The organism is Pseudofrankia coriaricola (assembly GCF_001854805.1).
Lineage (GTDB): Bacteria > Actinomycetota > Actinomycetes > Frankiales > Frankiaceae > Pseudofrankia.
The window spans coordinates 35,159-52,666 of record NZ_MBLO01000037.1; the positions used below are offsets into that span (position 1 = coordinate 35,159).

Genomic DNA, 17,508 nt, shown 5'->3' on the forward strand with positions numbered 1-17,508 from the left:
TCAGCATGAAGACCGGCACACAAGCGGCCGGACCGTCCAGACAGGTGAGCGGGCGCCGCCGCGGTGGCCCAGCGGCCGGCGTCACGTCGTGGGGGCAGGCGAGTAGGCCGAAGCCGCCAGGTATGGCCTGCCGAGACCGCCGAGCTGGTCTGGTGCCACTGTGAGTATGTAGTCGGGCCTACCTCGGGGTGATGCGGGATTCACCGGTGCCGTTACGGTCGACGTGGCCAGCTCGTTCCGGACGACCAGATGCTCGACGTCTGACCATCGTTCGCGGCGGAAGGAGTGACATCCCGGTGGCACCTGTGAGCTCGACCGGTGTGCGCGACGGTCACGGTCGCGACGGACGGCGAGTGGGCCGGCGACCGCCTGGCCGCCGCGCGCGACGCCTCTCGCCGGCGGTTCGCCCGGCGCGGCGTCCCATCGAGGTGGCCCACCTGGTCCGTCGGCCGAACCAGCCGCGGTGAAGGCTCCTTTCAAGGGTCGACTCAGAGCCCGGCTCAAGGGCCGGCGCCGTCTTGTCGTCGTCGCCGGAGTGGCGGTCCTGGCAGTCACTGGCGCCCTGGTGGCTGTGGTGGTGCCCAGCTCCGACGCCTCGATCCGGACCCAGTCCCGGTTCGTCGCCGGCACCGCGGAGAACGGCTCGGCGGTCATGCTGGATACCACCAGCTACCGGCCGCGCGCCACGCCGGCGCCGGCGATCCTGCTCGCCCAGGGGTTCGGCGGCTCCAAGGATGACCTCGCCGACGCGGCTCGTTCCCTGGCAAAGCGCGGGTACTTCGTCCTCGCCTACACGGCGAGGGGCTTCGGTCGATCCGGCGGACTGGTCCACCTGGACGCTCCGGAGTACGAGGTGGCGGACGCGAGCAAGCTGATCACCTACCTGGCCACGCTGCCCCAGGTGCGCAAGGACGCGCCCGGCGACCCGCGCGTGGGCGTCGCCGGTTCGTCCTACGGCGGCGCGCTCGGGCTGCTCGCGGCCGGCAATGACAAGCGGATCGACGCGGTCGCGGCCGACATCACCTGGAACGACCTGTCGCAGGCGCTGTTTCCGAATGCCGTCGCCACCGGCCAGGCGGCCCCCGCCGCCGGCCAGCCAGCCGCCGCCGATCGGCCGGGCGTCTTCAAGAAGCAGTGGGCCGGCGTGCTGTTCACCTCCGCCGCGGACCAGCGGCCCGGCGAGTGTGGGCGGTTCGCGCCGAACCTGTGCGCCGCCTACCAGCGGGCGGCCACCACCGGACAGGCGGACGCGACGATCGTGTCGCTGCTGCGGGCGTCCAGCCCGGCCAGCGTGCTCGACCGGATCAGGGCGCCGACAGTGCTCATCCAGGGCGAGCGGGACTCGTTGTTCTCCCTCGGCCAGGCGGACGCGAATGCCCGTGGCATCGCCGCCCACGGCACCCCGGTGAAGGAGATCTGGCGAAGCGGCGGCCACGACGGGACGACGTCCGCCGACGTCCTGGCCCGGCACGTCGACGACTGGTTCGCGCCGGTACTGCTCGGACGCGGGCAGCTCGACACCTCGTTCGAGGTGGCCGTGCCCGGCAGCAGCATCTCCGCCCAGACCGGGCAGACCATCGCGCGGATTCTCCGCGCGGACGACGACGCGACGAGCCGGCGGACTGACCGCGTGACCGTCGCGGGCCCGCCCCAGACCATCTACGCGCCGGCCGGCGGCAGCCCGGCCGCCATCACCACCATCCCGGGCCTGGGCGGCCTGCTGGCCAACGCGACCGCGCTTTCGAGGTCGACGGGGGCGACCTCAGGGTCGGGGTCCGGATCCGGGTCGGGGTCCGGATCCGGGCCCGGGGCAGGGTCCGGATCTGGGCTGACGGGCCTGGCCACGATTCCCGGCCAGGTGGCGGCGTTCGTGTCCGAGCCGCTGCCCGCCGGGATGCTCGTGGGGGGATCGTCGACGATCGCCCTGCAGGTGACCGCGCGGGATGCCACGGACGCGACGCTGTTCGCGTCGCTGGTCGACGTGGCCCCGGACGGGGCTCCCGACCTCCCGAACGGCCTGGTGGCGCCGATCCAGCTCACCGGCCTGCGGCCCGGCGTCGCGCAGACCGTGACGGTGGCCCTGCCCGGCGTCGTGACCCAGATACCGGCCGGCCACCGCATCGTGGTGGCCATCGGTACCACCGACTCGGCCTACCAGCTGCCGGCCTCGCCCCGCAGCTACGTCATCGCGCTGGACAGCACGTCTCTGCGTGGCGACCTGGCCGTCGCCACGATCGACGGGCAGCTCGCGCGGTCTGGCCTGCCATGGATCTGGCTGGTGGCGGGCGTCGCGGCGATGGCGTTGCTCCTGCTCGGCACGCTGGTCTCGAGGCTCCGGCACCGGCGCCGACGAGCCGGGACGGCCGAGCTGACGTCTGTGCCGGTGGTCATCGAGGACCTGGTCAAGGAGTACAGCGACGGGTACCGCGCGGTGGACGGCGTGAGCTTCCGGGTGGAAAGCGGCCAGGTCGTCGGGCTGCTGGGGCCGAACGGGGCGGGAAAGACCACCGCGCTGCGCGTGCTCATGGGGCTGATCAGGCCGACGGCGGGCACCGTCCGCCTGTTCGGCGAGCTCGTGGAGGCGGGAGCACCGGTCCTCGCCAAGGTCGGGACGTTCATCGAGGGCCCGGGGCTGCTGCCGCACCTGTCGGGACGGGACAACCTGCGCCTGTACTGGGCGGCGACCGGCCGGCCGCCACGGGACGCGCATGTCGACACCGCGCTGGAGATCGCCGGGCTGGGAGCGTCGGTCGAGCGGCGGGTCAAGACGTACAGCCAGGGCATGCGCCAGCGCCTCGCGATCGCCCAGGCCATGCTCGGGCTGCCCGAGCTCCTGGTCCTGGATGAGCCGACCAACGGCCTGGACCCGCCGCAGATCGCGGAGATGCGGGAGGTCCTGCGCCGCTACGCCACGACGGGCCGCACGGTGGTGATCTCCAGCCATCTGCTCGCCGAGGTGGAACAGACCTGCACCCACGTCGTGGTCATGCACAAGGGGAGGCTCGTCGCGGCCGGGTCGGTGGAGGAGATCGTCGGCGCGAGCAGGACGCAGCTCGCGGTCGCGAATCCCGAGGAGGCGCAGCACATCCTGACCGCCGCCGGCATGACGTCGCAGATCATGCCAGCCCAACGCTCGTTGGAGGAAGTGTTCCTCAGGATGGTCGGCGCGGATCAATGACACTGCCACCCACGGACGCCCCCGACGGGCTGCGGCCGCCCCCCACCCAGCGCGGCGCGCACGACATGCTGATGGACATCGACGTGGCCGGGGCCCGCGACGGCGGCTTCCGGCCCAACCGCACACTGCCGACAGGGGTCGAGTTCGTCCGGCAGCTGCGCCGCCGGCGGACCCATCTGGTCGCCCTCATTCTCCTGCTGTTGCCGCTGGCCATCGCGCTCGCCTTCCAGGCGAGCTCGCCCGGTTCCTCCTCTGGGACGAACAACGGCAACTTCTCGGGGCCGCTGCTGGCGACTTTGGCCACGAAGGGCGCGATCAACTTCGCCCTGTTCACGGAGTTCGCCTCGGCGTCGTTCCTGCTGGTCGTGCTGGTCGCCCTCTTCTGCGGCGACACGGTGGCCAGCGAGGCGAGCTGGTCCTCGTTGCGCTACCTGCTCGCGATCCCGGTGCCCCGCGCCCGGCTGCTGCGGCAGAAACTGATCGTTGCCCTGTCGCTGAGCCTCGGCGCGAACGTCCTGCTGCCCGCCTGGGCGCTGGTGATCGGCGGCATGTTCTTCGGGTGGGCGCCGGCGCAGTCGCCCCTGGGTGGTTCCTTCACGACCGGGGAGGGGCTGACGAGGCTGCTGATCGTCGTCGGCTACGCCAGCCTGCAGTCGCTGCTGGTCGCGGCGCTCGCGTTCCTGTTCGGCGTGCTCACCGACGCCCCGCTCGGCGCGGTCGGTGGGGCCACCATGGTCGTGGTCCTGTCGAACATCCTCGACTCGATCACGGCCCTGGACCCGTACCGCAAGTTCCTGCCCACCCATTTCCAGTACGCCTGGCTCGACGCGGTCGGGCCCGGCATCCAATGGGACAACATGATGCGCGGGAGCGGCCTGGTCCTGGTCTATTCGGCGGTGTTCTTCGCCCTCGCCTGGTGGCACTTCCAGCGAAAGGACATCGTCAGCTAGCAGGCCCCGGAGCGGCGAGTGCCGCCGCGACCGCGTACGGCAGATGTCGCGGCCAGACCAGCAGGCCGCGTGCCAGCGAGCGGATCTGCGGGCGCAGCGGGGTCAGCATGTCCACGCAGTGCCGCCAGGCGGCGGCCTCGTCGGCGGCGAACCGGGTTCCCGCCAGGGCGGCCCGGAACCGTCGCGCGTCCCCGCCGTCGTCCCGCCACGACGCCAGCCATGCCCGCACCTCGGCGTCCGACGACGGCAGCGTCCACCCCCGCAGGCCCTCCGCGACCCGCCCGCCAGCCGCGATCACGAACTCGTCCGCGCCGCCACTGGTGATCGCATGAACCCGCCCGGAGCTACGCGCGCCGGCGCGGATCGACGCCGAACTGAACCGCGCCCGGGCGGCCAGCGCCGCCACCGCGTGGCCCGCCTCATGCCAGGCCGTGGCCACCGCCTCCGCCCGAGCAGGCGCGTAGGTCCCGGCGAACCCGCCCTCGTACCGCTGCCTGACCCAGACGTCATGAACGAGCGACTCGTCGTCGTAGCGCACGAGCCGCGCGAGTTCCGCCCGCACGGCCTCCAGGGTCCGCAGCTCCCCTGGTTTCACCCTCGCGACGATAGGCACGACGGCGACGGCCACTCCGCTCGGGTGACGTCGTTGGGTTCTCGCCGGGTGGACGAACGCTGGCCAGCGCCGGCGACGACGCGGCGGTCCGGCTGAACGCGATGTCGCCGGAGCGGCCGAGCCGTGCGGGCTGGACCAGTAGTCCAGCGGCCTGGGCGCCAGAACTCGGGTGCGCCGCGGGTCTGGTCGCGCTGAGCGTCGCGGACAGCCTTCCAACGGGTCACCTGGCCGTCCCCGGACGTGTCGCCGGAGGGGGCGGTTCACGACCGATAGCATGGGTGGGCGGTTGATCCGACTGGTGATGGCGGTCATTTCGACGATCGCCAGCCGTGACCAGGGCGCGTCGGACGTGGGCGTCCGCTCGGGAGGATCGGACCTGAACGGCCGCGGTGTCGCGGCCGGTGGCGGCCGGTGGCGGCCGGTGGCGGACCCATCGTCCTCGAGCGGAGCGGTGCCGTCGTCGAGAGGTGTTCGGGCGCTGGTCAGGCGGAGGTGCCGTGGATCGCGAGAAGCGCCCGCCGGGCGACCTGGAACGCTCGATCATGCAGGCGTTGCAGGCGGCCGGTCGGCCGCTGACCCCTCGCGAGGTCATGACCCGCCTCGGGAGCGACCTTGCCTACACGACCGTCATGACCATCCTGTCCCGCCTGCACGCCAAAGGCCTGGTGGAGCGGGAGCGCGCGGGCAGGGCGTTCGCCTACCGGCCGGTCGCCGACGAGCCCGGGCTGGCGGCGCGGCGGATTCACCAGATCCTTGACGAGGGGCCGGACCGCGAGGTCGTGCTGAGCAGGTTCCTCGGATCGCTGTCGAAGCGTGACGAGCGCGTCATGCGGCGGATGCTCGAACAGCTCGACGCCCGGGCCCCGAAACGGGAGTCCCGACCACCGTCGGACCAGTAGCCCGCCCGGTCGTTCGCCCCGTCGCCGGCCCCACGCGCGCGCAGAGCCTTCACGCCCCGCCGCTGCCCGCGAGGGCGAGGAGCTCGTGGAGGTCGTAGGCGCACTCACCGGTCCAGGCGACGGTGAAGGCGGCGAGAAGCAGCGGCAGGGCGAGCAGCCATCCACGGGCCTTCGCCGGGCTCGTCATCGCGGCCATCCGGCGGGGAACGACGCTCGGCTGCGAGCTCATCGCCAGCGGCCCGACCCGGCGTCGCGACGTGCCGTCCGTGCCGAGGGCGGCGAGGGCGGCGTGCGCGATCGCCCGGGCCATGTCGTCCCGGTCACCGACCGACCGCGCCGCCGCCTCGTCGGCGGCCCGCTCCACCAGGTACTCGACCTTCTTGATCACCGGCCAGAGTATCGGCTGGAGCAGCCCGGCGAGCCGGGCCAGCCACACCAGCTGGTGGTGCCGGCCGGCCAGGTGCGCATGCTCGTGGGCGACGATGGCCCCGTACAGGTGACTGTCGACCGCCGCCCGCATCCCGGAGGTGACGACGACGCGTCCGTTCTGGCCGCGGCGGCCGGGCAGCGCGAAGGCGTCGACCCGCTCGTCCGGGACCACCACCACCTCGCCGTCGCCAGCCAGCCCGTCGAGCGTCGGTTCGTCCACCGTCAGTCCGTCCACCGTCGACCAGGCCGTGCTGAGGGCACGGCGGTAGCGGCGGTACCCGTCGGCGGCGGCGAGCGTCGCGAGCGAGGCCCACGCCAGCGCGACCGCCGAGACCCAGGCGACGTGCTCGGTGTCGGCCCGGACGATGGCGGAGGACCAGTTGCCGATGCTCGCCACCTGGCGGGTTTCCGCGAGCGCCTTGAACGCGAAGGCCAGCAGGTTCACAAAGCTCGCCGTCGCGACGACCACCGACGACCAGGCGATCACCCGCGCCGCGAGGTCCGGCCTGATGCGGTCGGCCAGCCACCACGTACCGATCAACGTCAGCAGCGGGGCGACCAGCACGGACACGACGAAATGATCAAACATGCGAGCCTCCCGACCACCTGCGCGGACGCCGCCTGGCTCGGTGACGGACGGCGCACCTCCGGCCCGGGGCTCGTTGCGCCCAATGGGAAGGTTAACCTTCCTTTCCACCAGAACCTACCCGACCCCGGCATCGACCGGCCGATTACCGACAGGTGGCAAGCCGTTGAATACCTATAGATGTTTTTGTAGGATCGCATGCACGTGCGCAACCGGGCTGCCGACGTGGGGAGGCATCGTGCCTGACTGGTCGGCTCCAGCGCTGCCGCCCTACAACAGCGCACGTCGCTACCGACTCGGCCAGTCGCGTCGCGGCTGGCCGACGTCACGGTGGCCGCCGGACCGCTCTCCCGAATACCCGGGCGAACAGTGTTCTAGGTATGGCGAACCATTCAATCCATCGGGATACCTGCGCACCGTAGGCGGCGGCGCCAAGAAGGGCTGAGCATGGAGCTGGACGAGGCGGGCGGCGTCTTCACCGACCCGAAGGCGTACGCGGACGAGAAGCGGTTCCATGCCGCCACGGCGTTACTGCGTCGCGAGTCTCCGGTGCACCGGGTCGACGACGGCAAGTATCCGCCCTTCTGGGCCGTCACCCGCTACGACGACGTCATGGAGATCTCACGCGACGCGGAGCTGTGGCACAACGCGCCGCGCACGACCGTGCACCAGAACCCGGCGGACCCGGCGCCGCCGGTGCGCACGCTCGTCCAGATGGACGCGCCGGACCACGTCCTCTACCGGCACATCAGCGCCGAGTGGTTCAAGCCCGCCGGCGTCCGCCGGTTGTCCGACCGGATCGCGCAGCTCGCGAAGCGCTACGTCGACCACCTGGCCGACCTCGGCGGCGAGTGTGACTTCTTCCGGGACGTGGCGGCGCACTATCCGCTCTACGTCATCCTGTCGCTGCTCGGGATGCCCGAGGACGACTTCCCGCGGATGCTCAAGCTCACCCAGGAGCTGTTCGGCGCCGACGACGCGGACCTGGCGAGGGACTCCAGCGACGACGCGGCCGCGCTGGCCCTGCTGGACTTCTTCCAGTACTTCCAGGGGCTGATCGCGAACCGCCGGGAGAACCCGACCGACGACCTGGCCTCCGTGATCGCCAACGCCACGATCCAGGAGGAGCTGATCGGGGAGCTGGAGGCGGTCGGCTACTACGTGCTCATCGCGACCGCCGGCCACGACACGACGAGCGCCGCCATCTCCGGCGGGATGCACGCCCTGCTGCAGAACCCGGAGCAGTGGCGGCGGCTGTCCGCGGACGCGTCGCTCGTGCCGACCGCGGTCGACGAGATGATCCGCTGGGTGTCGCCGGTGAAGCACTTCATGCGCACCGCAACGCGCGACACGGTCGTGCGCGGGGTGACGATCCCGGCCGGTGGCTCGGTCCTGCTCTCCTACCCGTCGGCCAACCGGGACGAGTCCGTCTTCGCCAACCCGGAGGTGTTCGACGTCGGCCGCACGCCGAACAAGCATGTCGGCTTCGGGTTCGGCGCCCACTACTGCCTCGGCACCCACCTGGCCCGCCTCGAGGGGCGGGCCCTCTACGCTGAGCTGGTGCCCCGGATCCGGTCCATCGAGCTGGCCGGCCCCGCCGAGTACGTGGAGACGCTCTTCGTGGGCGGTCCCAAGAGCGTTCCCATCCGGTACCAGATGGCCTGAGACGTCTCCCGTACCGCATGGCCTGAGACGCCTCCAGGCACGTCCGTCGGAGGACGGCCCCCGCGCGGGCCGTCTCCGCGGGCCGCTTGCGCGGGCCCCGCTCGGCTGATGGGATCCGTTGATGGGATCCATCTAGACTTTTTTGGTGCCGGTCTGACGTCCTCCTGGGAGTGAACCATGAACACCGCCACCGCCGCCGCCACCACGAACGGCGTGAGCGGCACCGGCCAGGTGCACGAGGAGCTCGGCTGCTACCTGCTGGCCGGGCAGGCGAAGTCGTCGCACGACATCCTCGTCGAGGCCGTCGAGGCCGAACGGCTGGGCCTCGGCACCGCCTACATCTCGGAGCGGTTCAACAAGAAGGAGGCCGCGGCGCTGTCCGGCGCGGCGGGCGCCGTCACCGAGCGCATCACGATCGCGACCGGGGCCACGAACCACAACACCCGCCACCCGATGGTGACCGCCGGCTACGCCCGCACCATGCAGAGCCTCACCGGCGGCCGCTTCGTCCTCGGCCTGGGCCGCGGGGTCCCCCTGCAGCAGGACACGTACGGTATCCCCCGGGTCACGACCGCGCAGCTCGAGGACTTCACCAACCTCATGCGCCGGCTTTTCCGCGGCGAGGTCATCATGGGCCACAACGGCCCGGCCGGCTCCTGGCCGGTGCTCCACCTGGACGGGACGCTCGACGAGCACCTGCCGATGGGCATCGTGGCGTTCGGGCCGAACACGCTCAAGCTGGGTGGGCGGTTGTTCGACCAGGTCGTGCTGCACACCTTCTTCACCGACGAGACCACGGCGCGCGCGGTGGCGACGGTGAAGCGCGCAGCCGAGGAGGCAGGGCGCGACCCCGGCTCGGTCAAGGTCTGGTCCTGTTTCGCGACCGTCGGCGAACATGTCCCGGAGGACCAGCGGCTCATGAAGCTCGTCGGCCGCCTGGGGACCTACCTGCAGGGGTACGGCGACCTGCTCGTACGCACCAACGGCTGGGACCCCGAGGTGCTCAGGCGGTTCCTGGCCGACCCGGTGATCGCCGGCGTGCGCGGCCTCGACGTGAGGGGCACCCCCGAGCAGCTGGCGCACGCCGCGACGCTGATCCCGCCGGAGTGGCTCGCGCCCGCGGCGACCGGCACCCCCGCGCAGTGCGTCGCCGCCGTCCGCAACCAGCTCGCCCTCGGCTGCGACGGCGTCATCATGCACGGCGCGACCCCAGCGGAGCTCACCCCGATCGTCGCCGAATACCAGAAGACGGCCCAGCCGTAGCCGGACGACGAATGGCGGGTGACGGACGGCGGGGTGACGGATGGCGGCCTCGGGCGACGCGGCGGCCTCGGCGGCCTCGGCGGCCTCGGCGGCACAGCCGAGACGGCAATGACCAGAGGTCAGAGGATCCCGTAGCGGCTGGCTTCGAACCAGCCGCGGCACGGGCCTTCCCACCCGGGCACCCTGGCCCGCACGAGGATGCGCCAGTACGGCCACTGCTCCGGTTCCTGGCCGGTGTGGGCCATGTCGAAGCAGACGCTCGGCTCGATCGGTTCGAGCTCCACCTCGATCGGGGCGCCGTCGGCGTCCTCGAAGCGCAGTGTTCCGGGGGTGATGGTCCGCGCCTCGTCGTCGTACCCGACGGTCCCGCCGGCCCAACTGAGCCGGCGCGGCTCGGCGGAGCCGTCGCGTAGGTATCCGGAGCCGCGCCCGTGCCTGGGCGAGCCGACGAAGTAGAGCTGGCGGTCGCCGCCCTGCAGGTCGCCGATCGCGAACGGCAGGCGCCACTCGCGCGGCCCCCAGGACCGGTCCCGGTGCGCGCCGGCACGCACCGGGCGGGCGTCGCCACCGACGACGACGGTCCCGGATGCCCGGAGCGACTGCTCGAAGCGGTCCGCCGGATACGACGTGTCGGCGCTGGGCGCCGCGCCGACGCGCTCGCTCGTGGCCGCGCAGGTCAGGTCGATCGAGACGGGCACCTGGGCGCCCGTGTCGGCGCCGGACCGGGTGAGCAGGGTTCCGGCGAAGGTGAAGTGTGCGCCGGCCAGCGGCAGTTCCGGGCGCCAGCCGAACCGCAGGGCCCACCTGTCGTAGGAATGCCCGGCGGCGAGGTCGACATGGTCGAGCGCGAGCCGGGACTCCTCGACGCCATGCCAGGCGCCGTCGACGTGGACGAAGCACCACAGCATCGCCCGCCGCTGGTTCGGCAGGAGCCCGAGCCGGAAGAAGCCGGCCGGCCCGCCGTCCAGGTCGATCCAGGAGAAGTACCAGGACTCGTTCCACGACCACACGTGCGGGTCGGCCGGATGCAGGTTCTCGTCGTCGGCCGTGAACCTGGCGGGTGACTCAGGCATGGGTTGCCCTTTCCACGCACGCCTCCCAGCGCGCGACCATCGGGTTGGCCGACTCGATCCCCTGGTTCGCGAGACCCCACTGGATCATCGCCCGGGTGGCCGTCACGCAGAGGATCGTCACGCCGAAGGCCGTCCAGTAGGCGGGGTTGTCGACGGGCCGCCCGGTCGCGCGGCTCCACCGGTTCCAGGTCTCGGCCGCCGACGGAAGCCCGTCGAGCGGCTGTCGCGCGCCTGCCCTGTGCAGGCCGTCGAAGAAGATGCTGTAGGCGAGGTCGGCGGCCGGATTCCCGACGTAGGCGACCTCGAAGTCGACCAGCGCGCGTACCTCGCTCCCGTCGATGAGGCAGTTGGCAATGCGGGCGTCGCCCATGCAGACCGCCGGCGCGTCGTCGGCGCCCGGTGGGGCATTGTCCCGCAGCCAGTCCAGCGCGCTCAGCTGCCGCGGCACCGAGTGCGCCGGCGCGGCGTCCAGCAGCGCCGCCCGCCAGTAGTCGAGGACATCGACCGCGCCGCGCGGCCCGTGGCTCGCGTCGGGAACCCGCCGCGCGTCGACCGAGTGCAGAGCGGCGAGCGCGTCGTGGAAGGAGTCCCAGATCGCCCGCCGGGCTTCCGGGCCCATGCCTTGCAGCCAGGTGTCCTCATGCGGGCCCGCCAACGACGAGTCGGCCAGCCCGTGTCCCTCGACGTGCTCCATGACGAAGCACCGCCGGCCGGTGGCCTTCCCGGTGTCGACGGCGAGCACGTCCGGCACCGGCGCGCCCATCCCGCGGACGGCGGCGAGGATCCGCGCCTCACGGCAGGCATCCCGCTGGTACACGACGCTCGGCTGTTCAGGAGCCTTGAGAATCATCGGCCGGACGTCGCCGTCGATGACCGCGTCGACGCGCCACACCCCGCTGGAGTGGCCGCCGGGCAGCTTGCTGACGGCGGCCGACGACACAGCGGGGTGCAGGCTCTCGCGCAGCCACGTGGCGACCCGCCGCGCGTCGACGCCGATGGTGCCGGTCGGCGGGCCCGGGCCGCCGTCGGGTAAGCCGGGTTCGTCGTCCGGGGCCGGGCCGGTGCTCAGGACCGAGCCCGTTCGGTCGTCGCCTCGTGCCCGGCGGCGGCCGTGCCCGGAAGGTCGACGGGCGACCCGCCGCCGCCCGTGACCGCCGTCAACCAGTCCGGCGCCAACCGGTCCGGCGCCGGAGCGGCGGATCGCTCCGGATGTTCGCTGTCCATGCAGCCTCCCTCGCGCGGCGGCCCCGGCGCTGCCCGCAGAGACTAGGCCATACATCTACATGTCTTCAATACCCGCGCGGCATCTGTGTGCCTTCGACGCGCGGACGGGACCGCTGGGGCAGGGATTCAGCCGGGTGCCGTGAGTTCGGTGCGTACCGCCGCCAACGCCATGGTCAGGACAACTACGCCCGGGCAGCGCGCAGCCGGGGCGCGTCGGCCAGGCGGGCGGTCGCGAGGGCGCTCAGCTTGTCGACGCCGGCGTCGGTCAGGTGCACCAGGCAGGTGTCGCCGTGGCGTTCGGCCGTCGCCCGGGCCGGCCCCACCGCGAACGGCCTCAGGTAACGCAGCATCAGAGACCGTAGGAACACCGGCGGGTCGGCGAGCGAGGCCGCGGCCTCCTCGGCGACCAGCGCGACCAGGCCGCCCTGGATCCCGCCGGACGAGTTGAGCCCGTCGGGCTTCCGGGGGACCACCGCCGTCCCGGGGGTGCTGACCGCGCACCCGGCCCGCTCGGCGAACGGCACCGACAGCCGGCCGGCCTCCTGCCGCAGCGGCGGGTGGAAGTCGGGGGGAAAGACGTGGCTCGGGTCCGGCGACGCGATGAACGACGCCAGCGCGAGCGCGGCCGGCGCGGCGGACCCCCGCACGTAGAACCGGGCCTCGGACACGACGACGGTCCGGCCCCGCTTGACGATGCTGGCCTCGACCGTGACCGTGTCGCCCTCGAGGGGCGGCTCGAACACCTGGACCTCGAGATCGAGCGTGAGCGGAATGCGCGGCGCGACGGCGGAGATGCAGAGCGTCCCGGTGATCACGTCGGCCCAGGTGGCCAGGACCGAGGTCCGCGGCACGACGCTCCCCGGAACGCACACCTCCGGAACGATCGCGGCGCGTCCCACCGCCAGCGGGCCGTCGATGGCGACGGAGAGGCCGAGCTCGGTGACGATGTGGGTGGCCGCTGTCACGGCGACATCCTTTCCAGTTCCACCGGGCCGGTCCAAACAGCCCTGGCACGATACATCTATATATTTATCAGAGGAAGCGGGCTGGGACACGGACGCCCTGGGGAGTGACGCCGCCCGGCGGCACCCCGGAGGTCACGGTCGACGGGACCGCCCGCGGCACGTCCGTCAGCGGCCCTGCCCGGCGGGACGCACCCGCGGGCAACATGCGCGATACATCTAGATGACTCGTCTCTCAGGCGGTAGAACCTTCAGCAGGACGCCGAGCGCCATGTCCAGCTTGTCGCGTCCGGAGCGGAGATGCGCGATGACCTACCGGGTTGTGCAGTGGACCACCGGCAACGTCGGCCGGCAGTCGGTCGAGGCGGTACTCACCCATCCGGACCTGGAGTTAGTGGGCTGCTACGCGTGGTCGCCCGAGAAGGTCGGCAAGGACGTCGGGGAGCTGTGCGGTACGGCGCCCGCCGGGGTGGCCGCGACGAACGACGTCGACGCCCTGCTCACACTCAAGCCTGACTGCGTCATCTACAACCCGATGTGGCTCGACGTCGACGAGATGGTGCGCATCCTCGAGTCGGGAGCGAACATCGTCAGCACGGCGGGTTTCATCACCGGCCACTCCCTCGGCGAGGGCCGTGGCCGCATCCAGGAGGCCTGTGCCCGGGGTCAGACCTCCGTCTTCGGCTCCGGCATCAACCCGGGCCTGGCGAACCTGATCGCGATGGTCTCCGCCGCCGGTTGCGACCGCGTCGACAAGATCGTGGTCAGTGAGACGGCCGACGCCACCGGCTACGACTCCCCCGCGACCGAGCTGCCGGTCGGGTTCGCCCGCCCCATCGACGACCCGGACCTGCTGGCGATGACCACCAAGGGCACCGCGGTGTTCGAGGACGCCGTCCGCCTGCTCGGCGCGGCGCTCGGCGTCGAGTTCGACGAGGTGGTCTGCGAGGCGGAGTACGCGAAGACCACCGAGGATCTCGACCTCGGCTCCTGGAAGATCTCCGCCGGCTGCGTCGCGGGCATCGCCGGCAGCTGGCAGGGCAGGGTGGCCGGCCGCACCGTCGTCGACCTGCGTTTCCGGTGGCGCAAGGGCCAGTCCCTGGAACCCAACTGGAAGATCGACACCGGTTACGTCATCGAGGTCCACGGCAGGCCGACGATCCGGACGAAGGTCGAGATCCTGCCGCCTCCCGACTTCCAGGGAACCACTTTCGCGGATTTCATGGTTCTGGGCATGGTGATGACGGCCATGCCGGCGGTGCACGCCATTCCCGCCGTCGTCGCCGCGCCACCCGGAATCGTGACCTACGCCGACCTTCCGCTCCCCCTGCCGAGAAAGATCGTCTCGTCGCCGACCTATCCGGAGAAGTGATGTCCGAGCAGCGAATGTTAATCAACGGCAAGCTCGTCGACGCCGAGGAAGGCCGGGTTTTCGACAACGTCAACCCGGCGACCGAGGAGGTCCTCGGCGTCACCGCCGACGGGTCGCGCGCCGACATGGAGCGGGCCGTCGCCGCGGCCCGCTCGGCGTTCGACCAGTCGGACTGGGCCACCGACCACGCCGGTCGCAAGAAGGCGATCCTGCAGCTGCAGGCCGCGATCGAGGCCGAGGTCGAGGAGCTGCGGGCCGAGCTCGTCGCCGAGGTCGGCTGCCCGGTGATCACCACCTACGGGCCGCAGCTCGACGCGCCGCTGCGGGAGGCGCTGCGCTGGCCCGCCGAGCAGATCGAGTCCTTCCCGTGGACGCGGCAGCTCGGTGAGAAGGACGCGTTCGGGATGGGCTACCCGTCGGCGCGGGAGGTGTGGAAGGAGCCGGTCGGGGTCGTCGGTGTGGTCACCCCGTGGAACTTCCCGATCGAGATCGCGCTGAACAAGCTCGGCCCGATCCTCGCCATGGGCAACACCTGCGTGCTCAAGCCCGCGCCGGACACCCCGTGGAACACCACCCGCCTTGGCCGCCTCATCGCCGAGCACACCGACATCCCACCCGGCGTCGTCAACATCGTCCCGTCGGCCGACCACCTCGTCGGCGAGGTGCTCTCGACCTCCCCGCTGGTCGACATGGTCGCCTTCACCGGGTCGACGGTCACCGGCCGGCGCATCATGGCGGCCGCGGCCGCCACGGTGAAGCCGACGTTCCTGGAGCTCGGCGGGAAGTCGGTCAACCTGCTCCTCGACGACGCCGACTTCGCCCAGGCGATCCCGGGGGCCGCGATGGTCTGCATGCACGCCGGCCAGGGCTGCGCGATGCCGACCCGGCTGCTCGTCCCGAACTCCCGCTACGACGAGGCCATCGAGCTGGCCACCGCCGCCTTCGAGGGCGTCAAGTACGGCGACCCGACCGACCCCTCGGTGCTGCAGGGCCCGCAGGTCTCGAAGCGCCAGCAGGAGCGGGTCCTCGGCTACATCGAGAAGGGCCGCGCCGAGGGCGCCCGTGTGGTGCTCGGCGGCGGGGTGCCCAAGAACCTCGACCGCGGCTACTTCGTCGAGCCGACCCTGTTCGCCGACGTCACCCCCGGCATGACGATCGCCCAGGAGGAGATCTTCGGCCCGGTCCTCGTCGTCATCGGCTTCGAGGACGACGACGACGCCGTCCGCATCGCCAACGACTCCGTCTACGGCCTCTCCGGCGCCATCATGTCCAGCGACCTGGAGCGGGCCAAGAACGTGGCCCGCCGGATCCGCACCGGCACGCTCGGCCTCAACGGCGGCCTCTGGTACGGCGCCGACGCCCCGTTCGGCGGCTACAAGCAGTCCGGCATCGGCCGCCAGTGCGGCATCGAGGGACTCGAGATCTTCACCGAAACCAAGACCGTCGGCTGGCCCGCCTGACCCGAGCCGAAACGTGGCAGGTGGGAACCCCAGTCTGACTGTTTGCCGGTCCCACGGCGGCCGGTGGCCCTCCACACGGGGCTACCGGACGCCGCCGTCGGCGCCGCGCCGCGCGCCTTGGCCCGAAACGCGCGAGCCGTTCGTGATCTGGTGAAATCCTCGGAGCGACAGCTCCCCTGGAGCTCCAGGAACGGCGCGGGCGCGGCCGGCTTCAGGATCAAGGTGTCGGCGATGCGGCCGGGCAGTGCGGCATGACCTGACCGACCTTCTCGACGCTTGTCATCGCAGCCTCGGCTGACGCTTCAGCCGCGGGTTGGCCCTGGCCTCGGCCATGCCGATCGGGTTGCCCAGCCGGGTGTAGATCAGTCCCTGCTCCATGGCGGCGCGGTAGGGACGGTCGAGCGACTCCCAGATGGCGCGGACCGTGCCCTGGGTGGCCGACGACGGCTTCTCGGCGATTCCGGCGGCGATCTCGTGGGCCCGCTCCCACAGCCGGTCGCGATCGACGATCTCGGTCACGAGCCCGATGCGCAGTGCGGTGGCGGCGGTGACCCGCTCGTCGTTGCCCGACAGCGCGATCCGCAGCGTCTCGCCGAGGCCGATCCTGCGCATCAGGCCGATCGGCTCCAGCGCGAGCACCATTCCCTGGCTGACGTGCGAGTCGAAGAAGGTGGCGTCCTCGGAGCAGATCACGATGTCCGACTCGTTGACGAGGTAGAAGGCACCCGCGGTGCAGATGCCGTGCACGGCGCAGACGACCGGCTTCCAGACCTTCCGCCACTTGGGCGAGAGCAGCTCGCCGGGGTCCTCGTGGTTCCAGACGTCGTCCGGCTGGCCGTAGCTCTTCTTGACGTCCAGACCGGCGCAGAACGCCCGGTCGCCGGCGGCGCGCAGCACGACCGCGTTGACCGCCGGGTCGTCCTTGATCCGCTTCCAGGCGTCGCGGATCTCCTCGCACATCTGGCGGTCGAACGCGTTCAGCGCCTCAGGCCGGTTCAGCGTGATCGTGGCCACCTTGTCGGGCGTCACCTCGTACTTGATCGTGCCGTATGCGGGCGGCCGGTCCGTCCCCGTCATCCGCTCACCACCTTCGTCGCCCCGCCCATCCTGCCTGCCACGTCGGAATGGCCGTTGCAGAACGACACAACGGTGTCGCGCAGGGCAAGCTGCTCGTCACTGAGACGGAAGTCCATACGTGACGCCTCCCTCTGCCTCGCTAGGGTCGACCGCACGCGGCTCGCTGGAAATATCTAGACATTAACCCTAGGATGGCCAGGACCCAGGCGCAACGGGAGAAGGATGACCGCGTTGACTGACAGACGCGTACTGCTCGAACGCGACCCCGACACCGGGATCGCCCGCATCACGCTGAACAACCCCGACCGGCGCAACTCCTACGACGCCACCATGCGCGACCAGCTCGCCACCCACCTCGACACCGCCGCCACCGACGACAACACCAAGGTCGTCCTCCTACGCGGCACCGACGGCTACTTCTCCGCCGGCGCCGACATGCGCAACGCCTACGGCTGGTACGACGACACCACCACCACCAACGGCACCACCCCCGACACCACCACGACCGCCACGAACGGCACGCCGCCCACCAAGCCCCGCCGACCCAGCCAACGCCGCCGCCTCACCGTCGACCGCCAGACCTTCGGCTTCTACCACGAACTCCTCGGCTTCCCCAAAGCCACCATCGCCCAGGTCGAAGGCCTCGCCCTCGGCGGCGGCTTCGAAATCGCACTCATGGCCGACATCGCCGTCGTCGGACGCAACACCCAACTCGGCATGCCCGCCACCCGCTTCCTCGGCCCCGCCCTCGGCTCCC

14 protein-coding genes are annotated in these 17,508 nt (G+C 71.6%); 8 read left to right on the forward strand and 6 right to left on the reverse strand.

Going from position 1 to position 17,508, the window contains the following annotated elements:
• Positions 1 to 463: 463 nt before the first annotated feature.
• Both BCD48_RS07945 and BCD48_RS07950 read left to right on the forward strand, forming a co-directional pair.
• Positions 464 to 3,178: an alpha/beta fold hydrolase gene (locus BCD48_RS07945; RefSeq protein WP_071047665.1), complete on the forward strand. Its 2,715-nt coding sequence runs from the start codon at positions 464 to 466 to the stop codon at positions 3,176 to 3,178.
• On the forward strand, positions 3,175 to 4,128 hold the full coding sequence (locus BCD48_RS07950; RefSeq protein WP_083418311.1) for an ABC transporter permease: 954 nt from the start codon (positions 3,175 to 3,177) through the stop codon (positions 4,126 to 4,128). Before BCD48_RS07945 ends, BCD48_RS07950 begins: the two co-directional genes overlap by 4 nt.
• Here BCD48_RS07950 and BCD48_RS07955 read toward each other — a convergent pair.
• Positions 4,121 to 4,723 carry a M50 family metallopeptidase gene (locus BCD48_RS07955; RefSeq protein WP_071047679.1) on the reverse strand — a complete coding sequence of 201 codons (603 nt, stop codon included), beginning with the start codon at positions 4,721 to 4,723 and terminating at the stop codon, positions 4,121 to 4,123. The genes BCD48_RS07950 and BCD48_RS07955 overlap by 8 nt on opposite strands.
• Before the next feature lie 515 nt (positions 4,724 to 5,238).
• On the opposite strand from BCD48_RS07955, the gene BCD48_RS07960 reads away from it, so the two are divergent.
• On the forward strand, positions 5,239 to 5,640 hold the full coding sequence (locus BCD48_RS07960) for a BlaI/MecI/CopY family transcriptional regulator (RefSeq protein ID WP_241841582.1): 402 nt from the start codon (positions 5,239 to 5,241) through the stop codon (positions 5,638 to 5,640).
• A 49-nt stretch (positions 5,641 to 5,689) separates the two neighbouring features.
• Here the strand turns inward: BCD48_RS07960 and BCD48_RS07965 are convergent, their stop codons facing one another.
• Positions 5,690 to 6,658 (reverse strand): M48 family metalloprotease, encoded by a 969-nt coding sequence (locus tag BCD48_RS07965; protein ID WP_071047666.1) that lies wholly within the window; start codon positions 6,656 to 6,658, stop codon positions 5,690 to 5,692.
• A 444-nt stretch (positions 6,659 to 7,102) separates the two neighbouring features.
• On the opposite strand from BCD48_RS07965, the gene BCD48_RS07970 reads away from it, so the two are divergent.
• Positions 7,103 to 8,320, forward strand: a complete 1,218-nt coding sequence (locus tag BCD48_RS07970; protein ID WP_071047667.1) for a cytochrome P450 — start codon at positions 7,103 to 7,105, stop codon at positions 8,318 to 8,320.
• Positions 8,321 to 8,497: 177 nt separating this feature from the next.
• Entirely contained in the window at positions 8,498 to 9,583 is a 1,086-nt protein-coding gene (locus BCD48_RS07975; RefSeq protein ID WP_071047668.1) for a TIGR03857 family LLM class F420-dependent oxidoreductase, read from the forward strand.
• Positions 9,584 to 9,702: 119 nt separating this feature from the next.
• Here the strand turns inward: BCD48_RS07975 and BCD48_RS07980 are convergent, their stop codons facing one another.
• The 3 genes from BCD48_RS07980 to BCD48_RS07990 all read right to left on the reverse strand — a co-directional run bounded on the left by BCD48_RS07980 (position 9,703) and on the right by BCD48_RS07990 (position 12,845).
• Complete coding sequence (locus BCD48_RS07980; protein WP_071047669.1) at positions 9,703 to 10,656, reverse strand: DUF7064 domain-containing protein; 954 nt, start codon at positions 10,654 to 10,656, stop codon at positions 9,703 to 9,705.
• The gene (locus BCD48_RS07985) at positions 10,649 to 11,935 is read right to left on the reverse strand and encodes a phosphotransferase family protein (RefSeq protein WP_241841583.1); all 1,287 of its coding nucleotides are present in this window, start codon (positions 11,933 to 11,935) and stop codon (positions 10,649 to 10,651) included. Before BCD48_RS07985 ends, BCD48_RS07980 begins: the two co-directional genes overlap by 8 nt.
• Positions 11,936 to 12,062: 127 nt before the next feature.
• The gene (locus BCD48_RS07990) at positions 12,063 to 12,845 is read right to left on the reverse strand and encodes a PaaI family thioesterase (RefSeq protein WP_071047670.1); all 783 of its coding nucleotides are present in this window, start codon (positions 12,843 to 12,845) and stop codon (positions 12,063 to 12,065) included.
• A 304-nt stretch (positions 12,846 to 13,149) separates the two neighbouring features.
• Here BCD48_RS07990 and BCD48_RS07995 point away from each other — a divergent pair, with 304 nt between their 5' ends.
• Positions 13,150 to 14,214 (forward strand): NAD(P)H-dependent amine dehydrogenase family protein, encoded by a 1,065-nt coding sequence (locus BCD48_RS07995; RefSeq protein ID WP_071047671.1) that lies wholly within the window; start codon positions 13,150 to 13,152, stop codon positions 14,212 to 14,214.
• A complete protein-coding gene (locus tag BCD48_RS08000; protein WP_198543142.1) occupies positions 14,214 to 15,674 on the forward strand; it encodes an aldehyde dehydrogenase family protein in 1,461 nt (486 codons plus the stop codon). The genes BCD48_RS07995 and BCD48_RS08000 overlap by 1 nt, the downstream gene beginning before the upstream one ends.
• Positions 15,675 to 15,953: 279 nt before the next feature.
• Here BCD48_RS08000 and BCD48_RS08005 read toward each other — a convergent pair whose 3' ends face one another.
• Positions 15,954 to 16,751, reverse strand: a complete 798-nt coding sequence (locus tag BCD48_RS08005; RefSeq protein ID WP_071047672.1) for an enoyl-CoA hydratase/isomerase family protein — start codon at positions 16,749 to 16,751, stop codon at positions 15,954 to 15,956.
• 222 nt (positions 16,752 to 16,973) lie between these two features.
• Between BCD48_RS08005 and BCD48_RS08010 the strand changes: the two genes are divergently transcribed.
• Positions 16,974 to 17,508: enoyl-CoA hydratase/isomerase family protein (locus BCD48_RS08010; RefSeq protein WP_131803833.1), on the forward strand; the 535-nt coding region annotated here is incomplete at its 3' end.